A 23,133-nucleotide genomic window follows, 5' to 3' on the forward strand; every position below is an offset into this window, starting at 1 on the left:
GCGATCCGGCTAGGTGACGGCGTTGGTGATGCGGGTCGCGATCGTCCGCAGCCGGTCCACCAGCACGGGCGGTTCGTGAACCTGGAAATCTGCGCCCAGATCGATGAGCCGGTATGCCAACCAGGTCGGATCGTCGTCGCGCGTGACGTCCAGTAGGCAGGAATCGTCGTCGATGGGAACGATATCGCCGGGCGAATCGCCGAGGCGGCCCGCGGCACGGCGTACCGGAGCCTGGATGGTGACGCGGACCCGGAAGGACGGTGTGCCCCAATTGGTTCGGCGGCCGGCGACATAAGCGGCCGGATCCGCGGCGGGCAGCGATCGCGGGGTGCAGCGGGCCCCGGTGGGGTGCGGCCGGTCGATGCGGTCGACGCGGAAGATGCGCCAGTCCTCGCGGTCCATGTCATGGCCGACGAGGTACCAGCGGCGCCGGGACGCGACAAGGCCCAGCGGTTCGACATGTCGGCGGGTTTCGGCGCCGGCTTCGCCGCGATACCCGAAACGCACACGCTCCCGGTTGGTTACGGCCGCTGCCAGCGCCGTCAGTACCTCCGGATCGACGGCGGGGGCCTCATCGGTATGCGGCACCAGGGCGGTGCCGAGCACCCGCACTCGGCGGCGCAATTTCGCTGGCAGCACCTGTTCCAGCTTGGCGAGCGCACGGACCGATGCCTCCTCGATGCCCGTGATGGCCGATCCTGCGGCCGCGCGCAGTCCGACCGCGATGGCGACCGCCTCTTCGTCGTCGACCAGTAGTGGCGGCATCGCGGCGCCGGCCACCAGTCGATAGCCGCCGGTCGCGCCCATCGTCGCCTCGACCGGATAGCCGAGTTCGCGCAGGCGGTCGATATCGCGGCGCACGGTGCGGTCGGTGACGCCGAGGCGTTCGGCCAGTTCACTGCCCGGCCATTCGCGTGGCGTCTGCAGCAGTGAGAGCAGGCGGAGCAGGCGGGCGGGGGTGTCGTTCATGATTTTCAGGATTCTATAGAACTAGGACATGGATCGTCCTAGATGGCTTCTAGTGTTGTCGTTGTACCGAGATCAGTGAGGAGACACAAATGAATGCAGCATCGCGTAGCGATTCCGTGAGGGGTGGCGGCCGGGTGACGGGTGGGCATGCAGCATCGCGTAGCGATTCCGTGCGGGGTGGCGATCGGGTGACGGGTGGGGACGCCATTCGCCCCTTCCGCATCGAGATTCCGCAGTCCGATGTCGACGATCTGATCGACCGGCTGGCCCGCATCCGCTGGTCGGCGCAGCTGCCGGGCAAGGGCTGGGAGCGTGGTGTCCCGGTGGCGTATCTGCGGGAACTGGCCGAATACTGGCGCACCGGGTACGACTGGCGGGCGCAGGAGGCGGCGTTGAACGAGTTCCCGCAGTTCATCACCGAAATCGACGGCCTGGATGTGCATTTTCTGCATGTCCGTTCGCCCGAGCCCGACGCGCTGCCGCTGATCCTGACCCACGGCTGGCCCAACTCGTTCGTCGAATTCACCAAAACCATCGGCCCGCTGGCCGATCCGCGCGCATACGGGCTGGATCCGGCGCAGGCGTTCCATATCGTCGTCCCGTCGGTTCCCGGTTTCGCGTTCTCCGAAGCGCCGCAGGACACCGGGATGACCGTGCGCCGGGTGGCCGAGATGTGGGTCGAACTGATGGACCGGCTCGGCTACACCCGCTATGGCGTCCAAGGCGGCGACCTCGGAGCCTATGTCGCACCCGAAATGGCCCGCGTCGCACCGGATCGCGTGGTCGGTGTGCATATCGACGGCGGCATCGGCATGCCGACCGAAGCCGACGTGCCGACCATGACGCCGGACGAACGTGCCGAATGGGATCAGATGCAGGGCTGGATGAGCGGCGGCGTGAACCATCACACGCTATTGCGTGCCGCACCACAGACTTTCGCGCACGCGTGGACCGATTCCCCGGTCGGCCTGCTCGCCTGGCTGATGCAGAAGTTCAACGAATTCACCCCGCTGGCCGAGCTGGCCGAGGATGTCATGGACCGCGACCACCTGCTGACCAATATCAGCCTGTACTGGTTCACCAACACCGCCGGCACATCATCCTGGCCGATGTACGAGGGCCTCGGCGATGGCGGATTCGTCTGGCCCGCAGGACAGAAGCTGGTGCCGACCGGCGTCTACGCGGGCGGTTCGGCACTCATGCTGCGACTTGCCGAGCGCGATAACGTCATTGCGCACTGGCCCGAGGGCAATACCGGAAACCATTTCGTGCCAATGGAACTGCCGGATATGCACATGGCCGATATCCGCGCGTTCTTCGGTAAGGTTCGCTGAAAGCCCAGTGGAACCGAGCGCTCAGTTGATCTGGTGCGCGATCTCGGCCCGCGCCACGGACCCCGCCAGGTTCGGGGCGGCGGGCGCGACGGGCATTTGGGCCTCGGGCGCAGGGGCCGCCTGCGGTCTATCCGCCGCGCCAGCAGGGGCTGGTGCGGGCGCAGGAGCGGGCGCCGGTGTGACGGCCTCGGGCGCCGGGGGCGGCGGTGCCTGCACCGGACGATCCGGCACGAAGAACATTCCGACCGTCGGCGTCATCACACAGTGTGCGAACGGGTAGTCGATGACGCCCCACATCGAGGCGATGACCGTGCCGGGACCGCTGGCCACGGTCTTGGACAGCGTCGGACCGTATTCGGTCCGGTCGTCGAGCGTATTGAGGCCGCTCGCGCCGGTGTTGACGTTCAGCCAGGCTACGACCAGGCCGGAAGCCACTGGCGAGCCCGTGTGCGCGGGTGTGGCGCTGAACCGCAAGGTGCCGGGCAGCGGGTCGACCGCGCCGTTGGGGTTGGCGCCGTCGGTGGAGGCAGCCGCGATGATCGTGGTGACCGGGCCGACGCTGCCGCAGCCGAAGGTCGGCGCGGCATAGGCGAACGGGGTGAAAGCGGCCGAGACATTGCGCAATTCGGCGATATCGACCAGTTTGGTGAACTGGTTGAGCGCACCGACGCCCGCCTGTGCGGTCGGATCGGGTCCGGCGGCGGTGGTGAGCTGCTCGAGTCCGGTGTCGACGGAGGAGGGCTCGGCGGCCGCCGTGCCGGTGAGAGTCAGGACCGCGCCGAGGCCGAAAGAGGTCGCTGCCGCGGCGGCGCGTGCGATAGATCTGCCGTTCACTCGTTCTCCTCGGTACCGAACATGGGGGTAGCCCCGACCCACGTGCACAGCAACGTACCAGTTCGCTGCTTTTGCCGCCCAGGGAGTCGTGACCATCCCTGCTGGCCGGCCAGTGGCCGCCGCGCGACACGGTGGCGGTACATCCCCCGGCCTACCCCTGTGACCCACTCGACAGTGAGAGATTACCGGGGGGTAGGTTTGACGCGGACGTACGAGACACACCGGGAGATGTGTATGAAACTAAGTCTGACGCCCGACGAGGTGAGCTTCCGCGACGAACTGCGGAACTTCTACCGGACCGAGATTCCCGCCGACATCCGTGACCGCGTCAAATATGGCCACGAGCTGTCCCGCGAGGACATCGTCACCGCGAACAAAATCCTCAACGACCACGGTCTGGCCGTGCCGAACTGGCCGGTCGAATGGGGCGGCAAGGACTGGACACCGATTCAGCGCCATATCTGGCAGGACGAGATGCAGCTGGCCTCGGTGCCCGAGCCGCTGACGTTCAACGCCCAGATGGTCGGCCCGGTGATCGCGCAATTCGGCTCACAGGAGATCAAGGAACGCTTCCTGCCGCCGACTGCCGCTCTGGATATCTGGTGGTGCCAGGGCTTCTCCGAGCCCGACGCCGGATCCGATCTGGCCTCGCTGCGCACCACCGCGGTGCGCGACGGTGACTCCTACATCGTCAACGGCCAGAAGATCTGGACCACGCTCGGCCAGTACGCGGACTGGATCTTCTGCCTGGTCCGCACCGATCCGAACGCGCCGAAGAAGCAGGCGGGCATCTCCTTCCTGCTGTTCGATGTGAAGTCCCCCGGCGTCACCGTCCGCCCGATCAAGCTCATCGACGGCGGTTACGAGGTCAACGAGGTCTTCTTCGAGAATGTGCGGGTGCCCGCCGATCAGCTGGTCGGTGCGGAGAACCAGGGCTGGACCTACGCCAAGTTCCTGCTCGGCAATGAACGCACCGGCATTACCGGTGTCGGCCGCACCAAGGTCAAGCTCGGCGTCGCCAAGGATTACGCGCGCCAGACCAAGTCGGGTGCTGGCACATTGCTCGAGGATCCGCTGTTCGCCGCCCGGCTCGCCGAGCTGGAGAACGAACTGCTCGCACTGGAACTCACCCAGCTGCGCGTGGTCTCGAATTCCTCGGACGGCAAGCCGAATCCGGCATCGTCGGTGCTCAAGCTGCGCGGTTCCGAATTGCAGCAGGCCGCCACCGAACTGCTGCTGGATATCGCGGGCCAGGACGCGCTGCCGGTCGGCGCCGATGACATCGCCTCACCCGGTTGGGCGCAGCGCAGCGGCCCCAGCTACCTGAACTACCGCAAGACCACCATCTACGGAGGCTCCAGCGAGGTGCAGCGCACCATCATCGCCTCCACGATCCTCGGATTGTGAGGCGCCGCCATGGATTTCGAACTCACTGATGAACAGGTCATGCTGCGCGACACGGTTCGCGACCTGCTCGCCCGCAACTACGATCCCGAGACCCGCCTGAAGGTCACCGACACCGAACTCGGCTGGAGCCGCGATGTCTGGAACCAGCTGGCCGAACTCGGCGTGCTCGGCCTGAGCTTCACCGAGGAGGACGGCGGCGTCGGCGCCGGTCCGGTGGAGACGATGGTCGTGCTGGAGGAGATGGGGCGTCGGCTCGCGCCGGAACCGCTGCTGGACGCGGTGCTGGTGCCGGGTGGTCTGGTCGCGCGGGTCGGCAGTGCCGAACAGCGCCAGCGGATTTTGCCCGAGGTCGCCGGCGGCACCAAGCTGCTGGCGTTCGCGCACACCGAGCCCGGTGTGCGCTGGCCGTCCACCGAACTCACGACCACCGCTGTGCAGCAGGGGGATTCGTGGGTGCTGACGGGTCTGAAGAATCCGGTTCCGCACGGCGACAGCGCCGATGAGCTGGTGGTCAGCGCGGTGCTGCCGAGCGGAGGAGTCGGGCTGTTCCTGGTCGGACTCGATGCCGCTGGGGTGCAGCGCAAGTCGTATCGGACCATCGACGGTCAGCGTGGTGCGCAGATCGAATTCGACAAGGCCCCAGGCGAATTGCTCGGCGGCAATATCGATGCCGCCGAGGCGGTGCAGGTGACCGTCGGACATGCTCAGGCCGCGCTCTGCGCGGAGTCCATCGGTGCGATGGAGGAGGCGCTGCGGCTGACGACGGAATACCTGAAGACGCGCAAGCAGTTCGGCGTCACGCTGTCGAAGTTCCAGACGCTGACCCAGCGGGCGGCGAATATGTACGTCTCGCTGGAACTGGCGCGCAGCATGAGCCTGTACGTCAACGCGTCGCTGGCCGAGGGTGCCAACGATCCGATCGTAGAGTCGCGGGCGCGCCTGCAGGTGGGCCGCTCGGCTCGGCATATCGGCCAGGAAGCGATCCAGATGCACGGCGGTATCGGTGTCACCGCGGAGTACCCGGTCAGCCACTACGTCGCCCGGCTCACCGCGATCGAGCGCACGCTCGGCGGTGGGCTGGAGCATCTGCGGGTGCTCAGTGCCAGGGTCGGTGACTACGACCTGCCGGAGCTGTAGGGCGCGGTAACTCCGAACGGCGGCGTATGCGGTTGCATGCGCCGCCGTTCGCTATTCGTCTGCCTCGCCGGACAAACCCTGGGGCGGGGTGGTTGCCGCGCGGCGCGTCGTGGTCGGCGGCTCTTCGGTCGGCTCGACGGGGGTCGCACGCGGGGCGGCGGTCGGCGTCAGCTCGAACTCGGTGCTGCCGACCGGCGGCGGCCCGGACAGCGGTGAGGTCCGTGACGCATGGGTGGTCGACTCCGGCGAGGTCGAGGGATCGGTGAATCCGACCGGCTTGCGCGGCGGTCCGGGAGGCGCGACCTGCCAGCTGGGCGATGGCGGGATGAACACCTTCGGCGCCGCCGAGGTGGTGCCGTCGCGGACGACCGGGGCCGCGTCGTTCAGGGATTTGATCGGCGGGGGTGCGACGTAGGTGTCGTGCTTACCGAGCCCGCAGGCGCCGATAAGTACGAGTCCAACAGAGACCGCGCCCACGGCGATCGCCGGACCTGCGATCTTGGCCCTGCTGCTCTCCATCGGTGACACTCCTCGTAGTTCGAGTGGGGCTCAACAATAATCGAGGCCGGTCGCTCCGGCCAGGTGAGAACACGCTGGGCACGCGGGGGGGTGCCAGCACGTATTAAAACATTGGCAATTCAGATATCGAATTGGTCTCTTCGGCGTGTCGCGGGCACGTGTCGTAGTCGAACCACGTCCCATGGCCGTAGCGTGTGTGATCAAAGTTACGCGTGAGACGCCAGTACCTAGATGAGAGACGCGCGGTGTAATTCGTGCGACGGCAGTACTTTCATCGGCGTCATCGAGGAGTTGATGATGGGAGCTTACTCGACAACTCCGTTGCGAGCCTCTGCCACGGCCGCCGAATCGGCGGCCACGGAAACCTCGCAGCAAGTCGTGTCGAACCCGCCGGTACGTACCCTGTCCGCGATCCTGTCGCGGATAACGGCCTGGCTGATTTTCATCGGCGGCATCGCCGGAGCAGTACTCGGCATCGCCGGACTACATGTCGAAATCACCGTCGCCGGGCTGATTCTGGCGTGCACCGCCGGATTGGTGCTGCTCAAGCTGCGCGCCGACGGAGCGAACCGGACCACCTGAAGCAGGCGCCGCCGCAGCGCGGTGGCGCGGGAAATCGCGAGCGCGCAGGGCTTTCGGGCTCTAGCGTGGTTCGGTATGAGGATCGAGATCACCGCCGACGCCGCGCGGTACCGATCGGTCACCGAGGCCTTCCTGCTGCGTGATCCGTTGCGGCACACGGTGATCACCACGGGCATCGCCAACCACCTGGCCGGTATGCAGGCCGACGCCGCGCTATCGCGGTTCCTGTCCGTGCATGATGACGACGCGACGGTGATCGGCGCCGCCATGCGGGCGGCCGGACGCGGGGTGTATCTCGGTGAGCTGCCCGCGGGAAGTATTGTGGCCGTTGCCGATGCGATGGCCGAGGTTGCGCGCGATGTTGGTGGGGTCGAGGGTGCGATCGACGACGCCACCGAATTCGCCGAGCACTGGGGTACGCGTCACGGCGTGGGTTTCGTCGAGGCGTACTCCACCCGCCTGTACCGCCTCGCGACACTGAACTTCCCCGACACCGCCGGAGCACCGCGCCGCGCAACCGAATCCGATGTTGCGCGCTGTGTCGACTGGACCGAGGCCATGCGCCTGGAGTCCGGTTTGCCACCGCCGAGCCTGAACGCCATCGCCATCCGGAACCGGATCGCGACCGGACGCTGGTGGTTATGGGAACGTGACGGCCGCCCCGTCTCCGTTGCCGCGCACCAGGTTCCGGTATTCGGCTGGTCCCGGATCGGACCGGTCTACACCCCACCCGAGGAACGCGGCCACGGCTACGCCAGCATCCTCACCGCCCACGTGGCCCGCACCCTGCGCTGGAAAGGCCTGAACGTCTGCCTGTTCGCCGATATCGCCAACCCCACCTCGAACAAGATCTACCGCGCCATCGGATTCGAGCCCATCCGCGATTTCCGGCACTACCAGTTCACCTCGGCCAGCACCGGTCCGTAATCGGGCGCGTACCGTCGCCGCCGGCCAACCCTTTTGCGTTTCTTCAGGTTTCGACTTCAACGCCGTCCGAAAGGGTACCGGCCACCGCTCCCAAATCCTGAACTCCCTCTGCCAGGACTGATCGTCAGGAAGGTGTCGAGCCGATGACCCATTCGAAGGCGGAGGCCTTGGAGCGAGCGCCCTCGGCGGTGCGGGAGCGGTTGGGTTCGGCGAGGTCGGCGAGTAGGTGTTCGGTGAGGTCGACCAGGTCGGCCAGGACGGGTGGGCTGAACCAGGTGGGGCGGGTGGCGAAGAGGATGTCTTCGGTGGAGGTGTTGCCGCTCGCACCGGGGGCGAAGGGGCAGCCGCCGAGGCCGCCGAGGGAGCCATCGACCATGGTGGCACCGGCTTGCAGGGCGGCGAGGGTGTTCGCGACGCCCATGCCCCAGGTGTCGTGACCGTGGAAGACGATGCGGCGGTGCGGGGTTCGATCGCGCACCGCCGAGATCAATGCGGCCACCTGGGTCGGGTGGGCTTGGCCGAGAGTGTCGGCGATGACGATATCGGTGGCGCCTACGGTGCGCGGGTCGTTGGCAATGGCCAGTACTCGCTCCGGGTCGACGGGTCCGTCGAAGGGACAGGTGAAGCTGGTGGCGAGGCAGAGTTGGATTTCGCCACCCGCCTCGTCGGCCAGCCGCACGGCGTCCGGCATGGCGGCGACGCTGTCCTCGGTGCTGCGGCCGATATTGGCCTTATTGTGCGCATCCGAGGCGGAGAAGCAGTATTGGAAGTTGCGCACGCCCGCGGCGGCAGCCTTCTCGACATGGCGCGGTGTCGCCACCCAGACCCAACAGCGCTGCAGCTCTTCAGGAGTCAGCGCGGCAATGAGTTCCAAGGTGTTGGCCATCGGTGGCACCAGATCGGCGCGGGCCATCGAGCCGATCTCCAACGCGGGCACGCCGAGCGCGAGCAGGCGTCGCACGATCTCCACCTTGCGTTCGACCGGCAGCACCTTTCCGGTCAGCTGCAGCCCATCGCGCAGCGTCACATCGCGCAGGACGGCGTCGGGCCCACCCGCCGCGCTCATCCCTCTTCCTCCCGCGCCTCCCGAGCCGGCGGCGCCTGACGCACATGGGGCGGAACGCACATCACGCCACCGCACGGCTTCTCATTGCTGGCCGGGGTGGGGTGGATCGTCGGGCGGGCGTGGCCGGGTGCACGCAATTCTCCTACGTTGCGCCCCGGCGGTCGACGCCTGCCGTATACCCGTCGCGTCATATCGCCTCCACTGCGTAGATACCGGCGTGCATCACGCCTCCAGCCCGTCGATATCGGCCGCACTCATGCCGAGCAGTTCCGAGAGCACCTCGCGGGTGTGCTCACCCAGATCCGGGCCGACATTGCGGATGGGCAGGGACTTTTCGCCGATCACCGGCACGATGCCCGGAAAGCCGACCGTCTTCGGCTGCGGTGCGCCGACATCCACCGGGAACGGCTGAATCATATTGCGCGCCTTGTACTGCTCGTCGGCGACGATATCGGCGGCGGTGTAGATGGGGCCGCACGGGATGGCCGCCGCCTCCAGCAGTTTCAACGCCTCGTCCCGGGTATGCAGGACGGTCCATTCGGCAATGCACGCGTCGAGCCGTTCGCGGTTGCGCCAGCGTCCGGCGTTGTCCTGCAGGTCCGGATCGGCGGCCAGATCTTGGCGGCCGATCACCTCCATATAGCGCTGGAAGATGGCATCCCCGTTGCCGCCGATAATGATGCTCGCGCCGTCACTGGTTGGGTAGGCATTGCTCGGCGCGATGCCCTCCATCCGGCCGCCGACGCGCTCGCGGTTGATACCGTAGGCAAGATAGTCGGGAACAAGCGATTCCATCACCGACAGAATCGCCTCGTTCAAAGCCACGTCGATAACGCGTTCCCCGAGCGGAATCGATCCGGTCGTACGCTCCCGTTGGAACAGCGCCATCACCGTCCCGAAGGCCGCATAGATGCCGGCGATCGAATCGCCGATGGACACACCGACCCGCACCGGCGGCCGATCCGGATCGCCGACGAGTTCGCGCAGCCCGCCGACGGCCTCCGCGACCGCGGCGAAACCCGGCCGCGCGGCCAGCGGCCCGGTCTGCCCGTAGGCGGAGATCCGGGTGATCACCAGATCCGGATTGACCTCGTTGAGCACTTCCGGGCCAAGGCCCCACTTCTCGAGCATGCCCGGACGGAAATTCTCCAGCAGCACGTCGCAGTGTCGCAGCAGGTCCAAGACGATGCTCCGGCCGGCCTCGGTGCGCAGATCCAGCGTGATCGACTTTTTGTTCCGGTTGATGGTGCGGTACAGCATCGAGGTATCGCCGCCGTAGAGCCGCCAATTGCGCAGCTCGTCCCCGGCCTTCGGCCGCTCCACTTTGATCACCTCGGCACCGAAATCGCCGAGGATGCGACCAGCGGTCGGCGCGGCGATGTAATTGCCGAGTTCCAGGACGCGAACCCCGTCCAGCGGGCTGATACTCATGGGGTTCAGTCTGTACCATGGCGCGGCTGCCGACTGCTCGGGTCACTCGAAAGGGCCACCCGGCATCGGCCCGATCTGGTGCTCGGCTACAGCCCGGGAAGCCGACCGCACGGCCCCTCAACTGTCGCAGCACAATCGGACGTACTGCGGCAGCCGTGCGGTCACCGTCACTACGCGAGCGGCGAAACTTCCTCGATGATCGAGTAGTGCTCGGCATTGCCGTGGTGCACCGTGCTCTTTACGCCGTCGACACCGACCGGGATATCCCCGGCGAGGGTGATCCGGGTCAGCTTGCGCGGCTGGTCGTCGTAATCGTCGATGGCGTAGTGCTGGGTAGCGCGGTTGTCCCAGATGGCGACGTCACCGGGCTGCCAGTTCCAGCGGGTGGTGTTCTCCAGCCTGGTCACCCGGTCCTGGAACAGGCGGAACAGGGCCTGGGACTCGCTGGTGGAGACGCCGACGAAGTGCTTGACGAAGTGCCCGACCAGCAGTGCGCGCTCGCCGGTCTCTGGGTGCACCCGCACCACCGGGTGCTCGGTCTCATAGAAATCGGACTGGAACTCGGCGCGGTAGGCGTCGCTGTTCGGGGTGCTCCGGTCGACGTTGGTGGCGGCGTAGTCGTAGACATTGGTGTGCACGGCCCGCAGGTTTTCGGCCAGGCGCTGCAGCGGTTCGGGCAGCGATTCGTAGGCGGCCACGGTGGATGCCCAGGTGGTCGATCCGCCGTAAGGCGGCAGGGTGACCGCGCGCAGGATGGAGGCCTTCGGGATCCGGTCGACGAAGGTGACGTCGGTATGCCAGCTATTGGCGCGGCCGTACTCGGAGTCGATGGCCAGGCTCTTGACGCCGTGCGAAGTGACCGTCGGATGCGGGGTGGTCGGGGTGCCGAGCAACTGCGCGAACTCGTACTGCCCGTCCTCGGTCAAATGGTCCTGCCCACGGAAGAAGATGACCTTGTTCGCGAGCAGCGCGCGCCGAATCACCTCGACGGTGGCTGCGTCCACCTCGCCGCCCAGCCGCACATTGTCGACCTGCGCCCCGATACGAGCACCGAGTTTGGTCACAGTGGCAATGGATTGTGCGTAGTCGACCGTCATTGAAGATCACCTTCGCTACTCGAAATCGGTTGATGCGCCACCGAGCACACCACCGAAACACCCACCCCAACCAGGGTTTCCGTCGCCCTGATCCCAACGCCCCACCCCACTGCGCCCGCCGACGGCTGTCCGCTGACACGTCGTCGTCCTCTCTACCCTCGGGAGAGGCGGGTGCGGGGGTGTCGGATCAGCCGACGTGTTCTCGGAGGTAGGCCAGGTCGTCCGCTACACCTTCGGCGGGGGTTTCGAGGATGACCGGAGCGTTTGCGGTGCGGCATACCTCGGCGAGGAGTTGGGGATCGATGGTGCCGTCGGCGAAGTTGGCGTGGCGGTCTGCGCCCGAATTGAACTCGTCGCGTGAGGAATTCAGGTGCACCAGGTCGATGCGGCCGGTGATGGCCTTGATCCGCTCGACGACGCCGACCAGATCCTCACCGCCCGCCCAGGCGTGGCAGGTGTCCAGGCAGAAACCAGCGCCGAAATCGCCGACCGCGTCCCACAGCCGGGCGATCGAATCGAAATGCCGCGCCATGGCGTGATTGCCGCCCGCGGTGTTTTCGATCAGAATCGGCACCGCGAAGCCGCCCTTGTCCTGCTGGCGCTCGAACAGCTTGCGCCAGTTGTCGATTCCGGTGTCCAGTTCGGTGTCGGAGCGGACATGTCCACCGTGCACGACCAGGCCGAACGCGCCGATATCGGCGGCGGCCTTCGCCTGCTGCGCGACCGCGCTGCGCGATGGCATGCGCAGGCGGTTGTTCAGGCTGGCCACATTGATCTGGTACGACGAGTGCACCACCACCTCGATCGGACTGGCGAGGATCTCCTCGGTCCGCGGATGTGGGGTCGGCTTGTCCCAGCTCTGCGGGTCGACAACGAACAGCTGGATGACATCGGCGCCGAGTTTTTCGCCGAAGCCGATCGGATCGCTGTCGAGCCGGACGTGTGCTCCAATGCGCATGGGGCCGAGCCTATCGACTACCACCGACAACGTCTCCGACATGGCCGTCGCGGGCCGCCGAATGGGCGGGGCGGACGGCAACGAACATGTTGCGTCGGGGCCGCTCGAACAGATACATCGGTAGGATCCAGGTGCTCGACCCGATATGGGGGGTGAATCCACTGTGCTGCGAACTGGCGATGTTTTCGCTGGCTACACCATCAAACGTGTGCTCGGCCAGGGTGGTATGGGCACCGTATACCTGGCCCAGCATCCGCGCCTGCCGCGTCTGACCGCGCTGAAACTGCTGAAGCGCGAACTGTATACCGATGCCGAGATCCGGCGTCGTTTCGAGCGGGAGGCCGATCTGGTCGCCCAACTCGACCATCCGAATATCGTCACGGTCTACGACCGCGGCGCCGAGGATCAACAGCTCTGGATCTCGATGCAATTCGTGCCCGGCGCGGATGCGTCCTGCGCGGATGTCAATGTGCTCGCTCCGGGTCGGGCGGTGCAGATCATTGCCGATACCGCGGCCGCCCTGGATTTCGCGCACGCCAACGGGGTACTGCACCGCGACGTGAAACCGGCCAATATCCTGCTGGCCAAGGCGTCGATCGGCCAACCGGAACGGGTGCTGCTCACCGATTTCGGCATCGCGGGTATGCGCGGCACCGACTCCACACTGAGTTCGCCGGGAACCATTACCGCCACCTTGGCCTATGCGGCGCCGGAGCAGTTGACCGGGACGCCGGACTATTTGGCGGATCAGTACTCACTGGCCTGCTCGCTGTTCTGGATGCTGACCGGGGTCGGGCCGTTCCAGGGGGCGAATCCCATGGCCGTCATCAACGGGCATCTGTACGGGGCGATACCGTCGCTGCGCCGGTTTCGCCCCGACGCGCCGCCCGGGCTGGACGCGGTGCTCGCGCGGGCGCTGGCCAAACGGCCCGCGGACCGGTTCGGCAGCTGTACCGAATTCGCCGTAGCGGCTCGGCGGGCGCTGGTGTCGTCCGGGCCGCACCCGCATCAAGGGAACGGGCATCACGGTCCGTATCGCCCGCCGATGGGTATGGGTCCCGAATCCCGTCCCGGCACCGAAACGCCTCACCACGCCGGTCCGCCCCGAAACCCGGTGCCGCCCCGAAACGCGGTGCCGTCCGGAAACGCGGTGCCCCCCAACACTTCCGAGCGAGTCGGCAGCAGCAGAACCACCCGGCCGACCGAGCCGACCAATCGCTCCGAGCCCGAGTCGTCGAGATCATCTCAGCCGCGCCTGCCGCTGCCGCCGCGGCGGTCGGCGCGACCGGGCACCATCGCTCTCCCGGACATCCCACGTCGGCCTGGGCGGACACCGCCGGGCCCCGCGCCGCGGCCTCCGCCATAGCGGTGCGTTATCGAATGTCGCATGCGATACCTATAAGTCGACGATAACCAGGGCTTAAGCGAATCCTGCTAAGGTTTCGATGTTTTCCGTGGTCAGGTGGTCCTGATCGCGCATTCTTATGCTGTACGCCTGTGCATCAGTGGGTCCCGGTGCGCGGCGGGAAGTGGAGCAGACATGCTGGCCAGCGGTGAGGTATTCGCCGGTTATGTCATCGATCGGCAATTGGGTCGCGGTGGCATGGGTTCGGTGTACCTGGCGAAGCATCCGCGACTGCCGCGGATGACGGCGCTGAAGCTGCTGAATCGGGAGATGTTCTTCGATAAGGAGGTGCGGGCGCGGTTCGAGCGGGAGGCGGACCTGGTCGCGCAGCTCGATCACCCGAATATCGTCACCGTGTACGACCGCGGCCTCGACGACGAGCAGCTGTGGATCTCGATGCAATACATCGATGGCATCGACGCCGCATCAGTCGATCCGAAGTCGCTGCCGCCGGAGCGCGCGGTCCAGATCATCAAAGAGACCGCGGACGCACTCGATTACGCGCACGGCATGGGCGTGCTGCACCGCGATGTGAAACCGGCGAATATCCTGCTGGCTCGTTCCGGTGGCGGACGCGGCGAGCGGGTCTATCTGACCGACTTCGGTATCGCGCGGCTGCGCGACGACACCGGCCATCTCACCCAGACCGGCACCTTCACCGCCACCCTGGCCTACGCCTCGCCCGAACAATTGACCGGCGCTTCACTCGATCACCGCTCGGATCAGTACTCGCTGGCCTGCTCGCTGTTCTGGCTGTTCACCGGGTCCGGTCCGTTCGCGGCGACCAATCCGGCGGCAGTGATCCAGGGACATCTGCAGGGCACACCCCCGGCGTTGAGCAGCGTCCGTCCCGGGCTGCCCTACCAGCTGGACGCGGTGATGACGAAGGCCATGGCCAAGCGGCCCGATGACCGGTTCGCCTCCTGCTCGGAGTTCGCGCAGGCGGCCAAGCAGGCACTGACCAACCCCAGCGCCCCGGCAATGCCGGTGGTCGGCGGCCCGCGCCCGGGTACCGGACCGGCGATTCCGGTGACGGGTGCGCCACGCCCGGTCACCGGGCAGCCGATGCCCGTCACCGGTACGCCGCATCCGGTGACGAACGGGCCCTACCCACAGACCGCCGGACCGTATCCGCAGACGAGCGGGCCGTATCCGCAGACGAGCGGGCCGCACACCATGCAGCCGCAGGCGCTCGCGCCGACAACGGTCAATCCCGCGCAGGGCACTCAGCGCCCGCAGACCGCGCCGCCCCAGCAGCAGCCGCATCCGAGCAATCCCTACAACCCGCAGCAGCCGCTCGGTTTCGCGACGCCGCCCGGCGGGCCCCGGCCGCCGATGGGCGGTGCGCGCCCGGTCCCGCCGCCGCAGCGTAAGTCGAATGTCGGGCTCATCGTCGCGCTGTGCGTCGGGCTGGTCGTGCTGTTGGTGGTCGTGCTCGCGATCATCGGCGTGGTTTCGAACAGTGGTTCGTCGACGACCAGCGGCGGCGGCTCCACGACCTCGTCGTCCTCGTCCAGGGGCGGCAGCGGTTCGGCCGATGCCACCGCGGCCGCGATCAGCAAAGAGTTCCCGCGCATGGTGCCCGCCAGCGAATCGGATTCGGTCGGCTACAACGGCGCGAAATGCAACGCCCACAAGACCGGCGATCTGACCCTGCCGACCCCGGGTACCCCGGACTTCGGGGCCTGGGCCGCGCAGTGGGATTGCTACGGCGGCGGCGACAACGACGACCCGTTCTACACCATCTACGTCTACAAGAACGCCTCCGATGTGCAGCAGGCGCTGAGCAACCTGCCCTCGGACGCCACCAAGTCGACCGACACCAACGGCGGAAAGTCCTACACCAACTACAAATTCGTCAACGACGGCCCGAAGATCGTCACCGCTTTCACCAGCGACAGCAAGCGCGCCCAATTCTTGATGTACGCAGACGGTTTGGCGGGCGCACAGGACAAGGTCCTGCGCTGGTGGCGTTCGGCGCCGCTGAACTGATACCGCCGAACAGAACCGGGCGCGAGCGAATAATCGCTCGCGCCCGGTTCTGTTCGGCCCGTACAGTTCACGGCATGTTCGGCCACACCATCGCTCTGGAGTCCGCGGTCGCGGGCGCGATGGCGGCTGCCCTGGCAGCGTCCGCAGCAGCGGCTGCGGCGCACTTCGACGGCGCCCGAAGCTGACCTTCCCCGGGATGTCCCGGGACCTCTGACGGGGAAGGTGGCCCGTCGCAGAGAGGTCCCCCCCTGGTGACTCGTGTCGCCGGAAATCGTTCCTAGTCAGGGAAAGCCATGTCCAAGAAGACGTATGCGCGGACCAAGCCGCATCTCAATATCGGCACCATGGGTCATGTCGATCATGGGAAGACCACACTGACCGCCGCCATCACCAAGGTGCTCGCCGAGCGCGGTGGCGGCAGCTTCGTACCGTTCGAGCGGATCGACCGGGCGCCGGAGGAGGCGTCGCGCGGGATAACCATCAATATCGCGCACGTCGAATACGAAACCGCCACAAGGCATTACGCGCATATCGATATGCCGGGTCACGCCGACTTCGTGAAGAATATGATCACCGGCGCGTCCCAGCTCGACGGGGCCGTCCTGGTGGTCTCGGCGCAGGATGGCGTCATGCCGCAGACGGCCGAGCATGTGCTGCTCGCGCGTCAGGTCGGGGTGGAACACATCGTGGTGGCGCTCAACAAGGCCGATGCGGGTGATCCGGAACTGCTCGACCTGATCGAGCTGGAGGTGCGTGAGCTGCTCAGCGCCCAGAGGTATCCGGGTGCCGAACTTCCGGTCGTGCGGGTCTCGGGCCTACGCGCGCTGGAAGGGGATTCGCGATGGACCGCCGCGCTGCTCGACCTACTGGACGCCGTGGACACCCACGTGCCGACGCCGGTCCGGTACACCGACGCGCCGTTCCTGCTGCCGGTGGAGAACGTCCTGACCATCACCGGTCGGGGCACCGTCATCACCGGTGCGGTGGAGCGTGGCCGGATCCGGTTGGGCGAGCGGGTGCAGCTGTTCGGCGGCGAGGAACTGACTTCGGTTGTCACCGGAGTCGAAACCTTCGGCCGGACAATGGAGTTCGCGGAAGCGGGCGACAATGTCGCATTGCTGCTGCGCGGCGTGCAACGCGGTCAGGTGCGTCGTGGTCAGGTCGCGGCGGCGCCGGACAGCATCGCGGTGCACGGCCGGTTCACCGCGCGCGTGTACCTGCTGGGTACGGCGGAGGGCGGTCGGCGCACACCGATCGGCACCGGCTACCGCCCGCAGTTCTACGTGCGCACCGGTGACGTCGTCGGCAACGTCACGCTGCCCGACGGTATTGCGGTCGCCCGCCCCGGCGAAACCATCGACCTCACGGTCGAATTGGGCCGCCCGGTTCCGCTGGAGCCGGGTCTCGGCTTCGCCATCCGCGAGGGCGGACGGACCGTCGGCGCGGGCACCGTGCTGACCGTCGGCTAGGCCGCCCCAGGGGTTGGGCATGCGCGAACATCACGCATGCCCAACCCGGTGGCCGGAAGCTGTCGCATGGGCAGTCCGCACGTCGCAGTAGCTCTACCCTGTGCGAGGCGATACCTGTGCGACGCTGCGGGCTTTCTCGACGCGGACGAGTTCGAAGAGCGGATCCCGGAGGACCTGATCGGTGTACGTGACTCCAAGAACCCGACCGGCCCGCACTGATCTTCACCCCGGCGAGTGGGATGCATTCACCGCTGGCGTGCACGACGGCGAGTTCGAACGACCCTGGGCTTCGGCGAACGAGAGTCCGGCGCTGCGAATACGGCAGTGCCGGGCTTTTTGTTGTCGCCGCAAGGTTGTGGTCGGGCAAGGCGTCCTTGCCGGGTTCACCCATATCGTAGTACTGTCCAGACACGTGTCCATCATATGTGTGGACAGATATCCCAGGAGGATTCCAATGACCCTGGTCAAGCCGCAGCGGGTTTCCGGAGGCGATCACGAGTACGGGCATCTCGACGAATTCCGGGTCGACCCACTGGCTCTGATGCGGCGGGTGCGTGCGGAATGCGGGGATGTCGGGGCGTTCGATCTCGCGGGGCGGCACGTGATTCTGCTGTCCGGTGCGGAGGCGAATGAGTTCTTCTTCCGGTCCGGGGACGAGGATCTCGATCAGGCTGCGGCCTACCCGTTCATGAAGCCGATCTTCGGCGAGGGTGTGGTCTTCGACGCGAGTCCGGAGCGGCGCAAGGAGATGCTGCACAACCAGGCGCTGCGGGCCGAACAGATGCGCGGGCATGCCGCCACCATCGGGCGCGAGGTCGAACGGATGCTGGCGGGCTGGGGTGCGGAGGGCGAGATCGACCTGCTCGACTTCTTCGCCGAGCTGACCATTTACACCTCCTCGGCATGCCTGATAGGCAAGCGTTTTCGCGATGAGCTCGACGAGCGCTTCGCCCGGCTCTACCACGATCTGGAGCGCGGCACCGATGCACTGGCCTACGTGGACCCGTATGCGCCGATCGAAAGCTTCCGCCGCCGCGACGAGGCGCGCCGCGAACTGGTCGAACTGGTGCAGGGCATCATGGACGGCCGGGCCACGAATCCGCCCGCGAGCAAGGAAGATCGGGACATGCTCGACATCCTGATCTCGATCAAGGACGAGCAGGGGCAGCCGCGGTTCAGTGCGAGCGAGATCACCGGGATGTTCATTTCGATGATGTTCGCGGGCCATCACACCACCTCCGGCACCGCGGCCTGGTCGGTGATCGAATTGCTCAGGCATCCCGCCGAATTGCACCGCGTCGTCGACGAACTCGATGAGCTCTACGCCGACGGTTCCGATATCAGTTTCGGTGCGCTGCGCCAGATTCCGAATCTGGAGGCGGTGGTCAAGGAGACGCTGCGACTGCATCCGCCGCTGATCATTCTGATGCGGGTGGCGCAGGGCGAATTCGAGGTGTGCGGGCATCGCATCGCGGCGGGTGATCTCGTCGCGGCGACTCCGGCCATCTCCAACCGGATCCCCGAGGACTTCCCGAACCCGGACAACTTCGACCCGAACCGCTATATCGATCCGAATCAGGAAGATATCGTCAACCGCTGGACCTGGATTCCGTTCGGCGCCGGACGGCACCGCTGCGTCGGTGCGGCGTTCGCGCTCATGCAGCTCAAGGCCATCTTCTCGATACTGTTGCGGGACTGGGAATTCGAGATGGCCCAACCATCGCAGAGCTATCGCAATGACCACAGCAAGATGGTCGTGCAGCTGCAGCAGCCGTGTGCGGTCCGCTACCGCAGGCGGCGAAAGGCCCAGGAGAACGGTCGGTTACCCGAGCGTGAGCGCTAAGTTTCTGCGCCCCATGGTGTTCGGTATTCACTTGTAGTGTGAAGATATGATCACGCTCAAAAAGGAAGATGGTGCCGCGGATCTCAACGGCATCACCAAGCTGACGGTCGGGGTGAGCTGGGACCCGTCGGGGGGCACCAGCGGCGGCGCGCTCGGGATACTGCGCCGCAAGCGCGGTGTGGATCTGGATCTGATCGCCATTCTCATGCAAGGTGCGGAGCCGGTGCGCTTCGCCGGTCTCGACTCCCTCGACCCGCTGGGCAACGGTTCGGTCCAGCACACCGGCGACGAACAGACCGGCGCCGCCTCCGGCGACGATGAATCGGTGCACGTCACCTTCGCGAATGTGCCCGAGGCCATCGACGCGATCATTTTCGTGGCCGCGGCATTCAAGAAGGGTTCCTCGTTCGAGAAGGCCAACAACATCTCGTTCAAGGTCTATGACGCGACCGGCGGCAGTGCCCAGCAGGTCGCCGATATCTGGCCGTCGCTGCTCGGCACGGATAACGCCAATGCCGTGGCCAAGGCGTTCCGCAACGGTGGGAGCTGGCAGCTCGAGGTGCTCAATCGCAAGGGCAAGATCAAGCAGGGCGATAAGCAGGCCCTGCTGCACTTCGCCATGGCGTAAGCCAGCGGTGCGGGCCGGAGCTCGGACGACGAGCTCCGGCCGCTCTTGCTACAGCGCGGCTTCGACGGCGGTCACGACGGCCGCGTCATCGGGTGCGGTCCGCGGCCGGAACCGGCCGACCACCGCACCGTCACGATCGATCAGGAACTTCTCGAAGTTCCACTGGATATCACCGGCCGTGCCCTCGGCATCCGCGGTTTCCACTAGTGCGGCATAGAGCGGGTGCCGCTCGTCACCGTTGACATCGGTCTTTTCCAGCAGCGGAAAGTCGACGCCATAGGTGGCCGAACAGAACTCCGCGATCTCCTCGGCGGTGCCCGGTTCCTGGCCCATGAACTGGTTACAGGGGACCCCGACCACGCTGAAGCCGCGCTCGCCGTAGGTCTTGTGCAGCTCGACCAGCCCGGTGTACTGCGGCGTCAGCCCGCATTTGGAGGCCACGTTGACCAGCAGTACCGCCTTATCTCCGACCAATTCGCCCAGTGTGGCCGGGTCGCCGGAGAGGGTACGTAGTGCAATGTTGCGGATATTCATTCGTATCGCACCTGCCAGTTCTTGATTCCGTTGATCCACCCCGATCGCAACCGTACCGGATCGGCGACCTGGGTGATCTTGGGCATCACATCGGCGATGGCATTGAACATCAGGTCGATCTCCAGCCGCGCCAGATTCGCCCCGACGCAGTAATGCGCGCCGGTGCCGCCGAATCCGACATGCGGATTCGGGTCCCGTAATACGTCGAAGGTGAACGGATCCTCGAAGGCATCTTCGTCGAAGTTGGCCGAACTGTAGAAGATTCCCAGCCGCTGGCCCTTCTTGATCTGCTGCCCACCGAGTTCGGTGTCCACGGCCGCCGTGCGTTGGAAGGCGTTCACCGGGGTGGCCCAGCGGACGATTTCATCGGGTGCGGTCCGCGGCCGCTGCTCCCGATAGAGCTCCCACTGTTGCGGATGGTCCACGAAGGCCTTCATACCGTGGGTGATGGCGTTGCGGGTGGTCTCATTGCCCGCGATGGCCAGCAGGATGACGAAGAATCCGAACTCGTCCGAGCCGAGCGCCTCGCCGTCGACATCGGCATGCACCAACTGGCTGACGATGTCATCGACCGGGCAGGCGCGTCGCTGTTCGGCCATATTCCAGGCGTAGCCGAGGATTTCGGTGAAGGCGGCAGTCGCGTCGCCGTACTCCGGATCGTCGTAGTTCAGCGTCTGATTGGACCATTCGAACAGCTTGTGGCGGTCGTCGTTCGGCACGCCGAGCAGTTCCGCGATGGCCTGCAGCGGCAGTTCGCAGGCGACCTGCTCGACGAAGTCACCGCCGCCGGTTCGCTTCGCCTCGTGCACGATTCGCGCCGCGCGTTCGGTCAACGCCGCACGCAGGCTCTCCACGGCGCGCGGTGTGAATCCCTTGGAGACGATCCGCCGGGTCTTGGCATGTTTGGGCGCATCCATATTGACCAGCAGGGCGCCGGTGAGTTCGATCTGCTCCGGCGTGACATCGTCGGGCAGCCGGATGATGGCGCCCTTCTGTGCGGAGGAGTAGATCTCTGGGGTGCGTGAAATCTCCTTCACATCTTCGTATTTGCTCACCACCCAGTACCCGCCGTCGCGGAAGCCACCGGAGGTCGCGTCGGGCTGCGCGCACCACCACACCGGTGCGGTGCGGCGCAGCGTCGCGAATTCCTCGACCGGCATGCGGTCTTCCCATAGCGCGGGATCGGTGAAATCGAAGCCGGCCGGGAACTCGGGCGCTGCCATAGCTACCTCCTGGGGTGAAAATCGTTTCAGCGCAACCTGAGTCGGCGCATGAGTCGTAGGGTCGTCAGCGTCGTCTTCAGCTGCTTTTCGTAGGGAAGTCCCGCACGCGCCGCCATCACCTGGCGCTTCTGCACGCCGATGTTCACGGTGTCGGTGTACTTGAGCAGGCCGTTGTCCCCGTGCCTGGTGCCGACGCCGGATTGTTTGACGCCGCCGGACGGGGTGGACTTCGCGGCGTAGGTGGTCACGAAGCCGTCGTTGATATTGATATTCCCGGCCTCGAGCTGGCCGCCGATTCGGTTGGCGCGAGCCAGGTCTCGGCCCCAGACACTGGCGTTCAGACCGTAGGCGGTGTCATTGGCGAGCCGGATCGCCTCCTGCTCGTCGGTGAACCGGTAGACGCTCACCACCGGGCCGAAGGTCTCCATGGTCGCGTGCATCATCTCGGAGGTGACGTCGGTGAGCACCGTCGGCTCGTAGAACGCCGGGCCGATATCCGGCCGTGGCTTGCCTCCGGTCAGTACCGTCGCGCCCTTCGCGCGCGCGTCCTCGACGTGTGCCGCGACCCGCTCCATATGCTGCACCGAAACCAGCGAACCGAATTCCGGTGCGTAGTCGTAGGCCGCGCCGCTCTTGGCGTTCAATTCCGCTGCCGCCGTGACCAATCGGCGCACGAACTCGTCGTAGAGCCGGTCCTGCACGTAGATCCGTTCGATGTGCATACAGGCCTGGCCCGAATTCGCGAATACCGCGAACGCCGCACCGGGGATGACCTCGTCGAGATTCGCGTCGTCCAAGACGATCATCGGGTTCTTGCCGCCGAGTTCGAGGCTGCAGCCGATCAGATTGCGGCCCGCGCCCTCGCCGACCACCCGTCCGGTCGCGGTCGAACCGGTGAACATGACGAAGTCGGCATTGTCGATCAGCGACGGACCCACCTCGGGGCCTTCACCGCATACCACCTGGAACAGCCCCTTCGGCAGCCCCGCGCGATACAGCAGTTGCACCCCGAACAGCGCGCAGAGCGCGGTCTTGTTATCGGGTTTGAGCACGACGCCATTGCCTGCCATCAGCGCGGGCATCGAATCCGACAGCGCGATGGCGAACGGGAAATTCCAGGGCGCGATGACCGCGACGACGCCCTTGGGGCGGTGTTCCTCGGTCGAGGTAGTGATCAGCGGTACCGGGCCGCCGCGCCGCTTGGATTTCAGCACCCGGCGGGCGGTCTTGAGGTAGTGGCTGATGACCATCGGGACGTCGCAGGACTCCTCGAAGGCCATCCGGCGGGTCTTACCGCAGCCGATCTGGATCAGGTCGGCAATGGTTTCGTGTTCGGCGAGAATCAGCTCGTGTGCGCGTTCGAATACCTGCAGGCGGCGCTGCAGTGGCCAGGTGGCCCATTCTTTCTGTGCCGCGCGGGCGCTCGCATAGGCGGCGGCGACGTCCTCGGGTGTCGACTGCGGTAGTGCGCCGACCACGGCCCCGGTGTAGACCTCGATCATCGAGTACGGGTCGGCGGTGCCCGAGGCCGCGACCAGCTCGGTCAGCTGGCCGATCAGCGCCTCGGTGATCCGGGCGGGCAGCGCCGCGGTGGCGTCCTTCTCGGCTTCGGTAGTGCTCATGCCTGCGCCTCGCTCACGTTCGGCTTCGGCATGTGCACGGCGCGCTGGCACATGATTCGCTCACTTCGTTCGCTCATTTGGACCTTCTTCGCAACGACGGCGGATATCCTCGAATTAGAACACGTTCTCATTGCGACTGCCAGGGTCTTCGCGGGG

The 23,133-nt window shown here is 66.2% G+C and carries 20 protein-coding genes; 10 read left to right on the plus strand and 10 right to left on the minus strand.

What is annotated here, in order from left to right:
• Window positions 1–9: 9 nt before the first annotated feature.
• Window positions 10–969, minus strand: a complete 960-nt coding sequence (locus tag ACQP1G_RS07875) for a helix-turn-helix transcriptional regulator (RefSeq protein ID WP_433200129.1) — start codon at window positions 967–969, stop codon at window positions 10–12.
• 89 nt (window positions 970–1,058) lie between these two features.
• Between ACQP1G_RS07875 and ACQP1G_RS07880 the strand changes: the two genes are divergently transcribed.
• Complete coding sequence (locus ACQP1G_RS07880) at window positions 1,059–2,303, plus strand: epoxide hydrolase family protein (RefSeq protein ID WP_433200132.1); 1,245 nt, start codon at window positions 1,059–1,061, stop codon at window positions 2,301–2,303.
• A 21-nt stretch (window positions 2,304–2,324) separates the two neighbouring features.
• On the opposite strand, the gene ACQP1G_RS07885 is transcribed toward ACQP1G_RS07880, so the two are convergent.
• Window positions 2,325–3,137, minus strand: coding sequence for a hypothetical protein (locus ACQP1G_RS07885; RefSeq protein WP_433200135.1), 813 nt, complete (start codon window positions 3,135–3,137; stop codon window positions 2,325–2,327).
• Between the two features lie 234 nt (window positions 3,138–3,371).
• Here ACQP1G_RS07885 and ACQP1G_RS07890 point away from each other — a divergent pair, with 234 nt between their 5' ends.
• Both ACQP1G_RS07890 and ACQP1G_RS07895 read left to right on the plus strand, forming a co-directional pair.
• A complete protein-coding gene (locus ACQP1G_RS07890) occupies window positions 3,372–4,544 on the plus strand; it encodes an acyl-CoA dehydrogenase family protein (RefSeq protein WP_433200138.1) in 1,173 nt (390 codons plus the stop codon).
• 9 nt (window positions 4,545–4,553) lie between these two features.
• Window positions 4,554–5,681, plus strand: coding sequence for an acyl-CoA dehydrogenase family protein (locus tag ACQP1G_RS07895; RefSeq protein WP_433200141.1), 1,128 nt, complete (start codon window positions 4,554–4,556; stop codon window positions 5,679–5,681).
• Between the two features lie 51 nt (window positions 5,682–5,732).
• Here ACQP1G_RS07895 and ACQP1G_RS07900 read toward each other — a convergent pair whose 3' ends face one another.
• Window positions 5,733–6,200, minus strand: coding sequence for a hypothetical protein (locus ACQP1G_RS07900; protein ID WP_433200144.1), 468 nt, complete (start codon window positions 6,198–6,200; stop codon window positions 5,733–5,735).
• A 294-nt stretch (window positions 6,201–6,494) separates the two neighbouring features.
• Here ACQP1G_RS07900 and ACQP1G_RS07905 point away from each other — a divergent pair, with 294 nt between their 5' ends.
• Together ACQP1G_RS07905 and ACQP1G_RS07910 are read left to right on the plus strand one after the other, a co-directional pair.
• Window positions 6,495–6,782: a hypothetical protein gene (locus ACQP1G_RS07905; RefSeq protein ID WP_433200147.1), complete on the plus strand. Its 288-nt coding sequence runs from the start codon at window positions 6,495–6,497 to the stop codon at window positions 6,780–6,782.
• A 75-nt stretch (window positions 6,783–6,857) separates the two neighbouring features.
• Window positions 6,858–7,709 carry a GNAT family N-acetyltransferase gene (locus ACQP1G_RS07910; RefSeq protein WP_433200150.1) on the plus strand — a complete coding sequence of 284 codons (852 nt, stop codon included), beginning with the start codon at window positions 6,858–6,860 and terminating at the stop codon, window positions 7,707–7,709.
• A 124-nt stretch (window positions 7,710–7,833) separates the two neighbouring features.
• Here the strand turns inward: ACQP1G_RS07910 and ACQP1G_RS07915 are convergent, their stop codons facing one another.
• From ACQP1G_RS07915 to ACQP1G_RS07930, 4 genes are all read right to left on the minus strand, one after another.
• On the minus strand, window positions 7,834–8,775 hold the full coding sequence (locus ACQP1G_RS07915; protein WP_433200153.1) for a hydroxymethylglutaryl-CoA lyase: 942 nt from the start codon (window positions 8,773–8,775) through the stop codon (window positions 7,834–7,836).
• Window positions 8,776–8,997: 222 nt separating this feature from the next.
• Window positions 8,998–10,206, minus strand: a complete 1,209-nt coding sequence (locus ACQP1G_RS07920; RefSeq protein ID WP_433200156.1) for a CaiB/BaiF CoA transferase family protein — start codon at window positions 10,204–10,206, stop codon at window positions 8,998–9,000.
• Window positions 10,207–10,376: 170 nt separating this feature from the next.
• Window positions 10,377–11,303 (minus strand): TauD/TfdA dioxygenase family protein, encoded by a 927-nt coding sequence (locus ACQP1G_RS07925; RefSeq protein WP_433200159.1) that lies wholly within the window; start codon window positions 11,301–11,303, stop codon window positions 10,377–10,379.
• A 187-nt stretch (window positions 11,304–11,490) separates the two neighbouring features.
• A complete protein-coding gene (locus ACQP1G_RS07930; protein ID WP_433200162.1) occupies window positions 11,491–12,261 on the minus strand; it encodes a deoxyribonuclease IV in 771 nt (256 codons plus the stop codon).
• Window positions 12,262–12,406: 145 nt separating this feature from the next.
• On the opposite strand from ACQP1G_RS07930, the gene ACQP1G_RS07935 reads away from it, so the two are divergent.
• The 5 genes from ACQP1G_RS07935 to ACQP1G_RS07955 all read left to right on the plus strand — a co-directional run bounded on the left by ACQP1G_RS07935 (window position 12,407) and on the right by ACQP1G_RS07955 (window position 19,598).
• Window positions 12,407–13,627, plus strand: a complete 1,221-nt coding sequence (locus tag ACQP1G_RS07935) for a serine/threonine-protein kinase (RefSeq protein ID WP_433200165.1) — start codon at window positions 12,407–12,409, stop codon at window positions 13,625–13,627.
• Window positions 13,628–13,801: 174 nt separating this feature from the next.
• On the plus strand, window positions 13,802–15,658 hold the full coding sequence (locus ACQP1G_RS07940; protein ID WP_433200168.1) for a protein kinase domain-containing protein: 1,857 nt from the start codon (window positions 13,802–13,804) through the stop codon (window positions 15,656–15,658).
• A gap of 293 nt (window positions 15,659–15,951) precedes the next feature.
• A complete protein-coding gene (gene tuf, locus ACQP1G_RS07945; protein WP_433200171.1) occupies window positions 15,952–17,127 on the plus strand; it encodes an elongation factor Tu in 1,176 nt (391 codons plus the stop codon).
• 454 nt (window positions 17,128–17,581) lie between these two features.
• Window positions 17,582–18,970 (plus strand): cytochrome P450, encoded by a 1,389-nt coding sequence (locus tag ACQP1G_RS07950; RefSeq protein ID WP_433200174.1) that lies wholly within the window; start codon window positions 17,582–17,584, stop codon window positions 18,968–18,970.
• A gap of 46 nt (window positions 18,971–19,016) precedes the next feature.
• Window positions 19,017–19,598, plus strand: a complete 582-nt coding sequence (locus tag ACQP1G_RS07955; protein ID WP_433200177.1) for a TerD family protein — start codon at window positions 19,017–19,019, stop codon at window positions 19,596–19,598.
• A 48-nt stretch (window positions 19,599–19,646) separates the two neighbouring features.
• On the opposite strand, the gene ACQP1G_RS07960 is transcribed toward ACQP1G_RS07955, so the two are convergent.
• From ACQP1G_RS07960 to ACQP1G_RS07970, 3 genes are read right to left on the minus strand one after another with little or no spacing between them, the layout of a single operon-like run.
• On the minus strand, window positions 19,647–20,132 hold the full coding sequence (locus ACQP1G_RS07960) for a glutathione peroxidase (RefSeq protein ID WP_433200180.1): 486 nt from the start codon (window positions 20,130–20,132) through the stop codon (window positions 19,647–19,649).
• The gene (locus tag ACQP1G_RS07965; protein WP_433200183.1) at window positions 20,129–21,355 is read right to left on the minus strand and encodes a cytochrome P450; all 1,227 of its coding nucleotides are present in this window, start codon (window positions 21,353–21,355) and stop codon (window positions 20,129–20,131) included. Before ACQP1G_RS07965 ends, ACQP1G_RS07960 begins: the two co-directional genes overlap by 4 nt.
• A 26-nt stretch (window positions 21,356–21,381) precedes the next feature.
• Window positions 21,382–22,977: a succinic semialdehyde dehydrogenase gene (locus ACQP1G_RS07970; protein WP_433200186.1), complete on the minus strand. Its 1,596-nt coding sequence runs from the start codon at window positions 22,975–22,977 to the stop codon at window positions 21,382–21,384.
• Window positions 22,978–23,133 lie beyond the last annotated feature (156 nt).

Source organism: Nocardia sp. CA-107356 (assembly GCF_050946365.1).
In the GTDB taxonomy this organism is placed as follows: domain Bacteria; phylum Actinomycetota; class Actinomycetes; order Mycobacteriales; family Mycobacteriaceae; genus Nocardia.